The organism is Salmonella sp. A7, assembly GCF_020181675.1.
Lineage (GTDB): Bacteria > Pseudomonadota > Gammaproteobacteria > Enterobacterales > Enterobacteriaceae > Salmonella > Salmonella enterica.
Genome location: NZ_CP084001.1, coordinates 1,976,480 through 1,988,921, shown reverse-complemented (window position 1 = coordinate 1,988,921; position 12,442 = coordinate 1,976,480). Strand labels below are relative to the sequence as shown.

Here is a 12,442-nt window from a genome sequence, read left to right as displayed (position 1 = left end):
TAATATCTAACAAAACGCGCTCGGTTTCGCGCATCATTGAAATCGCTAATACCCATGAGCCTTGCTAATCATGAATATGCTGGAAAAAGTCCAGTCTCAACTGGAACATTTAAGCAAATCTGAACGAAAAGTCGCCGATGTTATTCTGGCCGCCCCAGGCAGATCGATTCACTTAAGCATTGCCATGCTGGCCCAGGAAGCTAACGTTAGCGAGCCAACGGTGAACCGTTTCTGTCGCAGCATGAATACCCGCGGCTTTCCTGATTTTAAACTGCATCTGGCGCAAAGTCTGGCAAATGGCACCCCCTATGTTAATCGCAATGTGGATGAAGATGACAGCGTTGAGGCCTATACAGGAAAAATCTTCGAGTCCGCCATGGCCAGTCTCGACCATGTTCGTCAGTCGCTGGATAAATCGGCCGTCAACCGCGCCGTCGATTTACTGACCCAGGCAAAAAAAATCGCCTTTTTTGGTCTTGGTTCCTCCGCCGCGGTCGCGCATGACGCCATGAATAAGTTTTTTCGCTTCAATGTGCCGGTGATTTACTCCGACGATATCGTGCTGCAACGGATGAGCTGTATGAATTGTAACGATGATGACGTCGTGGTGCTCATTTCGCATACTGGCAGAACCAAGAGCCTGGTGGAACTGGCGCAGTTGGCGCGGGAAAACGATGCGATGGTGATCGCCCTGACCTCCGCTGGAACGCCGCTGGCGCGCGAAGCCACGCTGGCCATTACCCTCGACGTACCGGAAGATACAGACATTTATATGCCCATGGTCTCTCGACTTGCTCAGCTGACCGTGATAGATGTGCTGGCAACGGGATTTACTTTGCGTCGCGGGGCAAAATTCAGAGATAACTTGAAGCGTGTCAAGGAAGCGCTCAAGGAATCGCGTTTTGATAAAGAATTACTCATCAGGAGTGATGACCGCTAAAAGCAATAACAATGTTCTACCCTTTTCGTCATCCGGGGACGTTCATTTTATACCGTTAAGGTTTCAGAACGACCGGATCAATGTTCACGCAACACCAAGTTGTTTTAGTCAACGGAGTATTACATGTCCAGAAGGCTTCGCAGAACCAAAATCGTTACCACGTTAGGCCCGGCAACTGACCGCGATAACAACCTTGAGAAGGTTATCGCCGCGGGCGCAAACGTAGTACGTATGAACTTCTCTCACGGCTCGCCGGAAGATCATAAAATGCGTGCTGATAAAGTCCGTGAGATTGCCGCCAAACTGGGGCGTCATGTGGCTATTTTAGGCGACCTGCAAGGGCCAAAAATTCGCGTTTCCACTTTTAAAGAAGGCAAAGTGTTCCTCAATATCGGGGACAAATTTCTGTTAGACGCTAACCTGGGTAAAGGTGAAGGCGACAAAGAAAAAGTCGGCATTGATTACAAAGGGTTGCCGGCAGATGTCGTTCCTGGCGATATCCTGCTGCTTGACGATGGTCGAGTGCAGTTGAAAGTGCTTGAAGTCCAGGGCATGAAAGTCTTTACCGAGGTCACCGTCGGCGGTCCGCTGTCTAACAATAAAGGCATTAACAAGCTCGGCGGCGGGCTTTCTGCTGAAGCGCTGACCGAAAAAGACAAAGCCGATATTCAAACCGCTGCGCTGATAGGCGTTGACTATCTGGCTGTCTCCTTCCCGCGCTGCGGCGAAGATCTGAACTATGCACGCCGCCTGGCGCGCGACGCCGGCTGCGACGCGAAAATTGTGGCTAAGGTCGAACGCGCCGAAGCGGTATGCGATCAAAACGCCATGGACGATATCATTCTGGCCTCTGACGTTGTGATGGTCGCACGTGGCGACCTGGGCGTTGAAATCGGCGATCCGGAGCTGGTTGGTATCCAGAAGGCGCTGATTCGCCGTGCGCGTCAGCTAAACCGCGCAGTCATCACCGCAACGCAGATGATGGAGTCGATGATCACCAACCCGATGCCGACCCGTGCGGAAGTGATGGACGTGGCGAACGCCGTCCTGGATGGCACGGATGCGGTTATGCTGTCTGCCGAAACCGCAGCCGGTCAGTATCCTTCTGAAACCGTTGCCGCAATGGCGCGCGTCTGCCTGGGCGCAGAAAAAATCCCCAGCATCAATGTGTCTAAACACCGTCTCGACGTGCAGTTTGACAACGTTGAAGAAGCCATTGCCATGTCTGCGATGTATGCGGCAAACCATCTGAAAGGCGTTACCGCGATCATCACCATGACGGAATCCGGTCGTACCGCGCTAATGACTTCCCGTATCAGCTCCGGCCTGCCGATTTTCGCCATGTCGCGCCATGAACGCACGCTGAACCTGACCGCGCTCTACCGCGGAGTAACGCCGGTGCATTTTGATAGCGCGGCTGATGGCGTTGTCGCGGCGCATGAAGCTGTTAATCTGCTGCGCGATAAAGGGTATCTGGTTTCCGGTGACCTGGTTATCGTGACTCAGGGCGATGTCATGAGCACCGTCGGCTCAACCAATACCACGCGTATTTTGACCGTTGAGTAAAACTCCCCCACACCTGTTCATCAGGTAGTACAGGGTTTGTCAGCATAAAGCCTCTCTTACGAGAGGCTTTATTTATTTGATGGGATAAAGATCTTTACGCTTATACGGCTGAATCTCGCCTGGCTTGCGGGTTTTGAGCAGCTTCAGGATCCAGGTGTACTGTTCCGGATGCGGGCCGACAAAAATTTCGACCTCTTCGTTCATCCGTCTGGCGATAGTGTGGTCGTCAGCCGTGAGCAGATCGTCCATCGGCGGGCGAATCTGGATAGTCAGGCGATGCGTTTTACCATTATACACCGGGAAAAGCGGTATCACGCGTGCGCGGCACACTTTCATCAGCCGACCAATCGCAGGCAGCGTTGCTTTGTATGTCGCAAAGAAATCAACGAATTCACTATGCTCCGGGCCGTGATCCTGGTCCGGCAGGTAGTAACCCCAGTAGCCCTGACGAACAGACTGAATAAAGGGTTTAATCCCGTCATTTCGCGCATGCAAACGTCCGCCGAAACGCCGACGCACGGTGTTCCAGATATAGTCAAAAACCGGATTACCCTGATTATGAAACATCGCCGCCATTTTTTGCCCCTGAGAGGCCATCAGCATGGCTGGAATGTCGACGCCCCAGCCATGCGGAACGAGAAAAATGACTTTTTCGTCGTTACGACGCATCTCCTCAATGATTTCCAGACCTTCCCAGTCAACACGCTGTTGAATTTTTTCCGGACCGCGCATCGCCAACTCAGCCATCATCGCCATTGCCTGTGGCGCGGTGGCGAACATCTCATCGACAATCGCTTCGCGCTCAGCTTCGCTACGCTGCGGAAAGCACAATGACAGATTAATTAGCGCCCGGCGACGAGAACTCTTCCCCAGCCGTCCGGCAAAACGCCCCAGCGTCGCCAGCAAAGGGTCGCGGAATGATGCCGGCGTTAATGCGATCCCCGCCATTGCCGCCGCGCCCAACCAGGCGCCCCAATACTGCGGATAGCGAAAGGATTTTTCGAACTCAGGGATATACTCACTATTATTTTTTTTGGTTTCCATGCTTTTCCAGGGTCTGCTGACGCGAAAAGGAATTGTGAATAGTGTAGCGACGTCTGCGTCTCACACAAAACAAAAAAGCCGGCACACATCGCGTACCGGCTCTGTCAGCGCATTTGTTAATCGAAGCGCAGTTGCGGCAGAACCTCTTTCACCTGTGCCAGGTATTCACGACGATCTGACCCCGTCAGACCTTCCGTGCGCGGCAATTTTGCTGTCAGAGGGTTAACGGCTTGCTGGTTGATCCATACCTCATAATGCAGATGCGGTCCTGTGGAACGCCCGGTGTTACCAGAAAGCGCAATACGATCGCCACGTTTCACTTTTTGCCCCGGTTTCACCAGCAGCTTACGCAAGTGCATGTAACGTGTGGTGTAGGTGCGTCCATGACGAATCGCAATGTAGTAACCGGCAGCGCCGCTACGTTTAGCGACCACGACCTCGCCATCCCCCACCGACAGCACCGGCGTACCCTGCGGCATCGCAAAGTCAACGCCACGATGCGGCGCAATGCGTCCGGTAACCGGGTTCAGACGACGCGGATTGAAGTTGGAGGAGATGCGGAACTGTTTTGCGGTCGGGAAGCGTAAAAAGCCTTTCGCCAGGCCAACACCGTTACGGTCATAGAATTTACCGTCAGCGGCGCGAATGGCGTAGTAATCTTTACCATCGGAACGCATCCGCACGCCCAACAACTGACTCTGTTCACGCTTGCCATCCAGCATCTCGCGCGACATCAGAACCGAAAATTCATCGCCCTTTTTCAGCTTGCGAAAATCCATCTGCCACTGCATTGCTTTTATCACTGCGCTGATTTCGCTGCTGGTTAAACCGGCCTCTTTCGCGCTGGCGACAAAGCTACCCCCTACCGTACCTTTCAGCAGACTGTTGACCCAGTCCCCCTGCTGCATTTCACTGCTCATTTTAAAACCGTTGGCAGTGCGATCGTAGGTACGCGTTTCACGGCGGGAGACTTCCCATGTCAGACGCTGTAAATCGCCATCGGCGGTCAGTGTCCAGGAAAGCTGTTGGCCAATTTTCAGATTGCGCAGCTCCTTATCAGAAGCGGCAAGTCGGCTAATATCGCTCATATCGATGCCGTACTGATTCAGAATGCTGCTTAACGTATCGCCTGTGGAGACGACGTATTCATGGACGCCGACTTCGCCTGCGGTTTTATCGTCCAGCTCATCCTGAGGAATAGCTTCATCTTCCTGCGCGGCCTGATCAATGGGTTCGCTGGCCTCCGGTAAGAGGGAACGAGTCTCGCTTTTCTCCAGTTCAATAGTTTTAACGATTGGCGCGGATTCTGGGTGGTAAACATAGGGCCGCCATACGGCGACGGCCAGTGTCAGAACGGTAAGTGACCCCAGCATAACGCGGTGGGGTCGGGGCAGATTATTAAATGCCAGGGCGACAGAGCGGGCTATCTGTTGCACGTATTCACTTCCTCGTTAATCTCCTTTCAGGCAGCTCGCATACTGGTTGGCTAATTGGCTTAAAAACGCTGAATAGCTTGTTTTACCCAGTTTAATGTTCGTCCCGAGGGGGTCCAGTGTTCCCATTCGAACGGATGTCCCTCTCGCCACGGCTTCCACGACCGCTGGCCTGAATTGTGGCTCAGCAAAAACGCAGGTTGCTTTTTGCTCAACCAACTGTGTTCTTATTTCATGTAAACGCTGCGCGCCAGGTTGTATCTCAGGGTTCACGGTAAAGTGACCGAGCGGGGTGAGTCCGTAGTGTTTTTCGTAGTAACCGTAGGCGTCATGAAAAACGAAATACCCTTTCCCCTTGAGCGGCGCGAGCTCGTTACCGACCTGTTTATCGGTTGCGGCTAATTGTGCCTCAAAATCCTTCAGGTTGGCGTCGAGTTTGGCTCGACTTTGCGGCATAAGTTCCACTAATTTTTCATGGATTGCAACCGCTGTAGCCCGCGCTATCTCTGGGGAGAGCCAAAGATGCATGTTATATTCGCCGTGATGGTGATGTACGTCACCTTTTTCCTCATCGGCGCCCGTATGCGCATGTTCATCCTCATCATCATCCGCGCCCTTCATGAGTAACGGTTTTACATCGGCAAGTTGCGCAATGGTAACCTGCTTATTATCAGGGATATTCCTGACCGACTTCTCCATAAAGGCTTCCATTTCCGGGCCAACCCAGACGACTAAGTCCGCGCCCTGTAAGCGTTTTACGTCTGATGGACGCAATGAATAATCATGCTCGGATGCCCCATCCGGAAGTAATACTTGCGTATCCGTAACGCCATCAGCAATGGCGGAAGCGATAAACCCAAGTGGTTTAAGCGAAGCGACAACGGCGGCGTCGGCAGCCTGGGTTGCACTCCCCCAAAGCGCGGCGGATAATGCTGCGAAAAGAAGCGTATTTTTCTGTAACATAATGCGACTAATCATCGTAATGAATGTGTGAAATGTGATATTATAACATTCTATCACTTCTGCAAGCCTAAAATTAACATGACAAGTTTAGTTTCACTGGAAAACGTCTCGGTCTCATTTGGTCAACGCCGCGTCCTCTCTGACGTGTCGCTTGAATTGAGCCCCGGAAAAATTTTAACGCTTCTCGGCCCTAACGGCGCGGGGAAGTCAACGCTTGTTCGCGTGGTTTTAGGACTGGTAGCCCCTGATGAAGGGGTGATCAAGCGCAACGGGCAACTCCGTATCGGCTATGTCCCGCAAAAGCTCTATCTCGATACCACGCTTCCGCTGACGGTAAACCGATTTTTACGTTTACGTCCCGGCACGCAAAAAACGGATATTCTCCCGGCGCTTAAACGCGTTCAGGCCGGACATTTGATTGACGCGCCCATGCAAAAACTCTCCGGCGGTGAGACGCAGCGCGTACTGCTGGCCCGTGCTCTGCTTAACAGGCCGCAGTTGCTGGTACTTGATGAGCCTACGCAAGGCGTGGATGTCAACGGCCAGGTCGCGTTATACGACCTTATCGATCAGCTGCGCCGAGAACTCGATTGCGCCGTGCTGATGGTGTCACATGATCTACATCTGGTCATGGCAAAGACGGATGAAGTGTTATGTCTGAACCATCATATTTGCTGTTCCGGCGCGCCGGAAGTGGTGTCTATGCATCCGGAATTTATCTCTATGTTTGGCCCGCGAGGCGCGGAGCAATTAGGGATTTATCGCCATCATCATAATCATCGCCACGATTTACAGGGTCGTATTGTACTGCGCCGGGGAAATGGTCACTCATGATTGAATTATTACTGCCCGGCTGGCTGGCCGGGATGATGCTGGCGTGCGCCGCTGGTCCTTTGGGCTCATTTGTGGTCTGGCGTCGGATGTCCTATTTTGGCGATACGCTGGCTCACGCGTCGCTTCTGGGCGTGGCGTTTGGCCTGTTGCTGGACGTTAATCCCTTTTATGCGGTAATCGCCGTTACGCTGCTGCTGGCCGCCGGTCTGGTATGGCTGGAGAAACGCCCTCACCTCGCGATTGATACCTTACTGGGCATTATGGCGCACAGCGCCTTATCTTTAGGACTGGTCGTGGTCAGCCTGATGTCCAACGTCCGCGTTGATTTAATGGCTTATCTGTTTGGCGATTTGCTGGCCGTCACGCCGGAAGATCTTATCTCGATCGCTATTGGGGTCGTTATTGTGCTGGCCATTCTCTTCTGGCAGTGGCGCAACTTGCTGTCAATGACTATCAGTCCGGATCTTGCCTTTGTCGATGGCGTGAAGTTACAGCGCGTGAAGCTGCTATTGATGCTGGTAACGGCGTTAACTATCGGCGTAGCGATGAAGTTTGTCGGAGCGCTGATCATTACGTCGCTACTGATTATCCCCGCCGCAACCGCGCGTCGCTTTGCCCGTACGCCAGAGCAGATGGCGGGCGTCGCCGTTGGTGTAGGTATGATAGCGGTTACAGGTGGACTGACCTTCTCAGCCTTTTATGATACCCCGGCAGGGCCATCCGTAGTGCTGTGTGCCGCGCTGCTGTTTATCTTCAGTATGATGAAAAAGCAGGCAAGCTAAGCGTGTGTTGCCCGGTGGCGCTGCGCTTACCGGGCCTACAAAATCGCCCAGGTCTGATGAGCGCAGCGACTTCAGGCGCTAAGGCATCTCTGGCGGCGTGATCCCGAAATGGTTCCAGGCTCGCACCGTTGCCATACGCCCACGCGGCGTGCGCTGCAAAAAGCCTTGCTGAATCAGATACGGCTCCAGCACATCCTCAATGGTTTCACGCTCTTCGCCAATCGCCGCCGCCAGGTTATCCAGGCCGACCGGTCCACCGAAGAATTTATCAATAACCGCCAGCAGCAGCTTGCGATCCATATAGTCAAACCCTTCCGCATCGACGTTCAGCATATCCAGCGCCTGCGCGGCAATTTCCGCTGAAATAGCCCCGTCATGCTTCACCTCGGCGAAATCACGCACACGTCTGAGCAGGCGGTTGGCTATACGCGGCGTACCGCGCGCCCGACGCGCCACTTCCAGCGCGCCGTCATCGCTCATCTCAAGCCCCATGTGCCTTGCGCTGCGCCCGACGATGTGCTGCAGATCGGGCACCTGGTAGAACTCCAGGCGCTGCACAATACCAAAACGGTCGCGTAGCGGCGAGGTCAGCGAACCTGCTCGCGTCGTCGCGCCAATGAGCGTAAACGGCGGCAGATCGATCTTAATGGAACGTGCAGCAGGCCCTTCGCCAATCATAATATCCAGCTGGTAATCTTCCATCGCCGGATAGAGTACTTCTTCCACCACCGGTGAAAGCCGGTGAATCTCATCAATAAACAGCACATCATGCGGTTCAAGATTGGTGAGCATAGCCGCCAGATCGCCTGCTTTTTCCAGCACCGGGCCGGACGTGGTTCGGAGATTGACGCCCATTTCATTGGCAACGATATTCGCCAGAGTCGTCTTACCTAACCCTGGCGGGCCGAAAATCAGCAAGTGATCTAGTGCGTCGCCACGCCGTTTTGCCGCCTGAATAAAGATCTCCATCTGGGAGCGCACCTGCGGTTGGCCGACATATTCCGCCAATAACTTTGGGCGAATGGCGCGATCGGCGACGTCTTCTGCGATCGTGGCGCCTGCTGAAATCAGGCGATCTGCTTCTATCATCCTTTACCTCATAACGCGGCGCGTAACGCGTCGCGAATCAGTGTTTCACTGCTTGCATCCGGACGGGCGATCTTGCTTACCATCCGACTGGCTTCTTGCGGTTTATAACCCAGCGCCACCAGCGCAGCAACTGCTTCTTGTTCTGCATCTTCCGAGCCTGGGCTGGCCGGCGACGTCAATACCAGATCGACCGCTGGCGTAAAGAGATCGCCATGTAGCCCTTTAAAGCGGTCTTTCATTTCGACAATCAGCCTTTCGGCGGTTTTCTTGCCGATACCCGGCAGCTTCACCAGTGCGCCAAGCTCTTCGCGCTCAACCGCATTGACGAACTGTTGCGCCGACATGCCGGAGAGAATCGCCAGCGCCAGCTTAGGCCCGACGCCATTCGTTTTAATTAGCTCTTTAAACAGCGTGCGCTCTTGCTTATTGTTGAATCCGTACAGCAACTGCGCATCTTCACGCACCACAAAGTGGGTGAAGACGATTGCCTCCTGCCCGGCCTCCGGCAGCTCGTAAAAGCAGGTCATAGGCATATGTACTTCATAGCCTACGCCCCCTGTCTCCAGCAGCACGATCGGGGGTTGTTTTTCGAGAATAATGCCTCTGAGTCTGCCTATCACATGACGCTCCTGCGTAAAGGGCTGAAAAGATAATGCACTATCATAAAAAAAGACTGGATGTTTATCCAGATGAAAAACACGTATCCCGATATTTCTCTACTCCGACAACCCGCGATGGTTAACGACGGGTACGCTCCCCGCTGCGTACAAAATAAGTCGTACACTCATTGACAACTTTTTGCGTCCTACGCGAATAACTTTTTGCCAACATGCCGTGGCGCACGTTCGGTAGTCTTCAATAATGAGTATCCTGATAATACTAATAATGTATCCAGTACGAATGCCAACAGCGGAACATCGGGCCTCCAAAAAAACAGACCCGAGAATAGATTTAATAATATTAACCACTAGCGCTGAATTTAATCGCATGTTGTTTTATCGTCGCGCGCAACAGATTTTAATTCGCCATGACACAATAAATATTGTACAAACTCATTTTTCATGCCATCGAAATTCACGGCTGGTATCCCTTCTGAATAACTATAATAAATATTCACATACTCTTCGCTACTAAAAAGTGCCTGTCGTTTTGCTGCTAACCCACGGCCTTTTGCTGCAATATACTGGAAGCAGTGGCCGCTGGCGCCACAGCTCCGCCCATCATCAACAATATATATATCGGCAGCGTTAAACAGCTGTTCCAGCCAGCACTGGCGAATCGTTCCGGCCGCACAAACCAAAAATAATGATGCGCTAATCATCCACCCGGATTTTTTTACCGATGTCATAGCCAGGAAAGCCATAAAGCACGCTGCCTGCAGGTACAAAACCAATTCTTTATTGCCGGCAACCAAATGCCACTGGTTAAATACTAAGGTAATGAAAACTGAACTCAATGTTGCCAACAGTCTGGTTCTGAACCGCCTGGCAGGGAGAAGTAAAAATAATAATGAAATCGTCCCTGGCTTTAATAAAAAAACAACGGTATTAGCCTCCGCCATATCAATACTCAAACAATAACAAAAACTAATAAACAGATTAAGGATAATAGCAACAAAAATATAAGGAAAATAAAACACCCAGCCTATTCTCATTGGTTTATCATCAACCACGTCATACTCCCTGTCAATATAAGAGATCAGATGATGAGAAATTTACCACCTTAATTCCTCCCCCAGATATATTTACGACGTTAATTCCAATAAATGAAATATTCACCATACATATTTCGATGACACTAAGGCTTGTCATTTATCTGGTATAATGCTAACTACCCTGTAGAATAAATAAAAGGAATTTATTTCAAATAATGGAATGCAGAGATGAAAAAACATTATCCTGTCCAATATGAAACCGGGGATATCGTCTTTACCTGTATAGGTGCCGCGCTTTTCGGCCAGATATCCACCGCTTCACAGTGCTGGAGCAACCATGTTGGGATTATTATTGGTCATAATGGTGATGACTATCTGGTGGCGGAAAGCCGCGTCCCCCTCTCAACCGTCACCACGCTGTCACTGTTTATACAACGTTCAGCCGGACAACGTTACGCGGTTCGTCGCCTGTGCGGCGGCCTGACGGTCGAACAGAAACTCGCCATCATGGAACAGGTTCCCGCCCGGCTGAATAAGTTTTATCACACGGGGTTTAAATATGAGTCATCACGCCAGTTCTGCTCGAAATTTGTGTTTGATATCTATAAAGAAGCATTGTGTATTCCGGTAGGCGATATTGAGACATTCGAAGAATTACTTCACAGCAATCCTGATGCGAAACTCGCCTTCTGGAAGTTCTGGTTTTTAGGTTCAATCCCGTGGGATCGTAAGACGGTGACGCCCGCCAGCCTGTGGCAACATCCCAATTTAGAATTAATTAGCGCCTGTGGAATTGAAACCCCTCAACGCGAGGCTGAGGGAGAATGATTTAGCGCAACCTTCCCCGCGCCAGATTGAGTCGGCTCTCGCTCATTTGCATCGCGTTCTGGCTAACGTGGCAATGCGTAATGGCGATAGCCAGCGCATCCGCGGCATCGGCCTGCGGGTTAGCGGGGAGCTTCAGCAACGTGCGCACCATATGCTGAACCTGACTTTTCTCCGCGCTACCAATACCGACGACGGTTTGCTTCACCTGACGCGCCGCGTATTCAAACACGGGCAGTTCCTGATTGACCGCGGCGACAATCGCGACGCCGCGCGCCTGTCCCAGCTTGAGGGCTGAGTCGGCATTTTTCGCCATAAACACCTGTTCGATAGCAAAATAGTCCGGCTGGAACTGCGTGATGATTTCCGTCACGCCTGCGTATATAAGCTTCAAACGAGACGGCAAATCATCGACTTTGGTGCGAATACATCCGCTGCCCAGATAGGTCAGTTGTCTGCCTACCTGGCGGATAACGCCATAACCGGTAATGCGCGAGCCGGGGTCAATACCGAGAATAATCGACACGCTATACCCCCTGCCCGCCGGCGTTTAACAGCACCATTACAGGGTCGCCGCCACCTCATCAGAGATCTCACCGTTATGGTAGACTTCCTGAACATCGTCACAGTCTTCCAGCATATCGATCAGACGTAGCAGTTTCGGCGCGGTTTCCGCATCCATATCCGCTTTGGTTGACGGGATCATGGACACTTCGGCGCTGTCCGCTTTCAGACCCGCCGCTTCCAGCGCGTCACGCACTTTGCCCATCTCTTCCCAGGCAGTGTAAACATCAATCGCGCCATCATCATAGGTCACAACATCTTCCGCGCCGGCTTCCAGAGCGGCTTCCATGATGGTGTCTTCATCGCCTTTCTCAAAGGAGATGACCCCTTTCTTACTGAACAGGTACGCCACTGAGCCATCGGTACCCAGATTACCGCCGCACTTGCTGAAAGCATGACGCACTTCCGCTACGGTACGGTTACGGTTGTCACTCAGACACTCAATCATAATGGCCGTGCCGCCAGGACCATAACCTTCATAGATGATGGTTTCCATGTTCGAGTCTTCATCACCACCCACACCGCGAGCGATGGCACGGTTCAGAGTGTCGCGGGTCATGTTGTTGGCCAGCGCTTTATCTACAGCCGCGCGCAGACGCGGGTTGGCATCCGGATCGCCGCCGCCCAATTTAGCTGCCGTTACCAGTTCACGAATAATTTTAGTGAAGATTTTACCGCGCTTGGCATCCTGCGCAGCTTTACGATGTCTGGTGTTGGCCCATTTACTATGACCTGCCATAAATATTTC

At 52.2% G+C, this 12,442-nt stretch carries 13 protein-coding genes; 5 read left to right on the top strand and 8 right to left on the bottom strand.

Annotation, left to right across the window (positions count from 1 at the left end):
* The first annotated feature begins 70 nt into the window (after nt 1–70).
* Together LCS67_RS09650 and pyk are read left to right on the top strand one after the other, a co-directional pair.
* Entirely contained in the window at nt 71–940 is an 870-nt protein-coding gene (locus tag LCS67_RS09650; protein ID WP_001056719.1) for a MurR/RpiR family transcriptional regulator, read from the top strand.
* A gap of 123 nt (nt 941–1,063) precedes the next feature.
* Nucleotides 1,064–2,506: a pyruvate kinase gene (gene pyk, locus LCS67_RS09645; protein ID WP_000091156.1), complete on the top strand. Its 1,443-nt coding sequence runs from the start codon at nt 1,064–1,066 to the stop codon at nt 2,504–2,506.
* 72 nt (nt 2,507–2,578) lie between these two features.
* Here pyk and lpxM read toward each other — a convergent pair whose 3' ends face one another.
* The 3 genes from lpxM to znuA form a co-directional block, all read right to left on the bottom strand.
* Entirely contained in the window at nt 2,579–3,550 is a 972-nt protein-coding gene (lpxM, locus tag LCS67_RS09640) for a lauroyl-Kdo(2)-lipid IV(A) myristoyltransferase (protein WP_000448397.1), read from the bottom strand.
* Nucleotides 3,551–3,666: 116 nt separating this feature from the next.
* Nucleotides 3,667–4,986, bottom strand: a complete 1,320-nt coding sequence (gene mepM, locus LCS67_RS09635) for a murein DD-endopeptidase MepM (RefSeq protein WP_001184029.1) — start codon at nt 4,984–4,986, stop codon at nt 3,667–3,669.
* 15 nt (nt 4,987–5,001) lie between these two features.
* Nucleotides 5,002–5,946 (bottom strand): zinc ABC transporter substrate-binding protein ZnuA, encoded by a 945-nt coding sequence (znuA, locus tag LCS67_RS09630; protein ID WP_000939597.1) that lies wholly within the window; start codon nt 5,944–5,946, stop codon nt 5,002–5,004.
* A gap of 78 nt (nt 5,947–6,024) precedes the next feature.
* Between znuA and znuC the strand changes: the two genes are divergently transcribed.
* Nucleotides 6,025–6,780, top strand: coding sequence for a zinc ABC transporter ATP-binding protein ZnuC (gene znuC / locus LCS67_RS09625; protein WP_000203023.1), 756 nt, complete (start codon nt 6,025–6,027; stop codon nt 6,778–6,780).
* Nucleotides 6,777–7,562: a zinc ABC transporter permease subunit ZnuB gene (znuB, locus tag LCS67_RS09620; RefSeq protein ID WP_000571508.1), complete on the top strand. Its 786-nt coding sequence runs from the start codon at nt 6,777–6,779 to the stop codon at nt 7,560–7,562. The genes znuC and znuB overlap by 4 nt, the downstream gene beginning before the upstream one ends.
* A 78-nt stretch (nt 7,563–7,640) precedes the next feature.
* Here the strand turns inward: znuB and ruvB are convergent, their stop codons facing one another.
* The 3 genes from ruvB to LCS67_RS09605 form a co-directional block, all read right to left on the bottom strand.
* Nucleotides 7,641–8,651 carry a Holliday junction branch migration DNA helicase RuvB gene (gene ruvB / locus LCS67_RS09615; protein WP_000568508.1) on the bottom strand — a complete coding sequence of 337 codons (1,011 nt, stop codon included), beginning with the start codon at nt 8,649–8,651 and terminating at the stop codon, nt 7,641–7,643.
* An 8-nt stretch (nt 8,652–8,659) separates the two neighbouring features.
* The gene (gene ruvA, locus LCS67_RS09610; protein WP_000580333.1) at nt 8,660–9,271 is read right to left on the bottom strand and encodes a Holliday junction branch migration protein RuvA; all 612 of its coding nucleotides are present in this window, start codon (nt 9,269–9,271) and stop codon (nt 8,660–8,662) included.
* A 359-nt stretch (nt 9,272–9,630) separates the two neighbouring features.
* Entirely contained in the window at nt 9,631–10,323 is a 693-nt protein-coding gene (locus tag LCS67_RS09605) for a hypothetical protein (RefSeq protein ID WP_000227318.1), read from the bottom strand.
* Between the two features lie 210 nt (nt 10,324–10,533).
* Between LCS67_RS09605 and LCS67_RS09600 the strand changes: the two genes are divergently transcribed.
* Entirely contained in the window at nt 10,534–11,133 is a 600-nt protein-coding gene (locus LCS67_RS09600; RefSeq protein WP_000716739.1) for a YebB family permuted papain-like enzyme, read from the top strand.
* A 1-nt stretch (nt 11,134) separates the two neighbouring features.
* Here LCS67_RS09600 and ruvC read toward each other — a convergent pair whose 3' ends face one another.
* Together ruvC and LCS67_RS09590 are read right to left on the bottom strand one after the other, a co-directional pair.
* Nucleotides 11,135–11,656: a crossover junction endodeoxyribonuclease RuvC gene (gene ruvC, locus LCS67_RS09595; RefSeq protein WP_000022509.1), complete on the bottom strand. Its 522-nt coding sequence runs from the start codon at nt 11,654–11,656 to the stop codon at nt 11,135–11,137.
* Between the two features lie 36 nt (nt 11,657–11,692).
* Complete coding sequence (locus LCS67_RS09590) at nt 11,693–12,433, bottom strand: YebC/PmpR family DNA-binding transcriptional regulator (protein ID WP_000907242.1); 741 nt, start codon at nt 12,431–12,433, stop codon at nt 11,693–11,695.
* Nucleotides 12,434–12,442: the final 9 nt, after the last annotated feature.

Excerpts from the sequence above, each read along its gene's own strand:
- LCS67_RS09650 (WP_001056719.1), top strand. The coding sequence starts at position 71 with ATGAATATGCTGGAAAAAGTCCAGTCTCAACTGGAACATTTAAGCAAA.
- pyk (WP_000091156.1), top strand. The coding sequence starts at position 1,064 with ATGTCCAGAAGGCTTCGCAGAACCAAAATCGTTACCACGTTAGGCCCG.
- lpxM (WP_000448397.1), bottom strand. The coding sequence starts at position 3,550 with ATGGAAACCAAAAAAAATAATAGTGAGTATATCCCTGAGTTCGAAAAA.
- znuA (WP_000939597.1), bottom strand. The coding sequence starts at position 5,946 with ATGTTACAGAAAAATACGCTTCTTTTCGCAGCATTATCCGCCGCGCTT.
- znuC (WP_000203023.1), top strand. The coding sequence starts at position 6,025 with ATGACAAGTTTAGTTTCACTGGAAAACGTCTCGGTCTCATTTGGTCAA.
- znuB (WP_000571508.1), top strand. The coding sequence starts at position 6,777 with ATGATTGAATTATTACTGCCCGGCTGGCTGGCCGGGATGATGCTGGCG.
- ruvB (WP_000568508.1), bottom strand. The coding sequence starts at position 8,651 with ATGATAGAAGCAGATCGCCTGATTTCAGCAGGCGCCACGATCGCAGAA.
- LCS67_RS09600 (WP_000716739.1), top strand. The coding sequence starts at position 10,534 with ATGAAAAAACATTATCCTGTCCAATATGAAACCGGGGATATCGTCTTT.
- LCS67_RS09590 (WP_000907242.1), bottom strand. The coding sequence starts at position 12,433 with ATGGCAGGTCATAGTAAATGGGCCAACACCAGACATCGTAAAGCTGCG.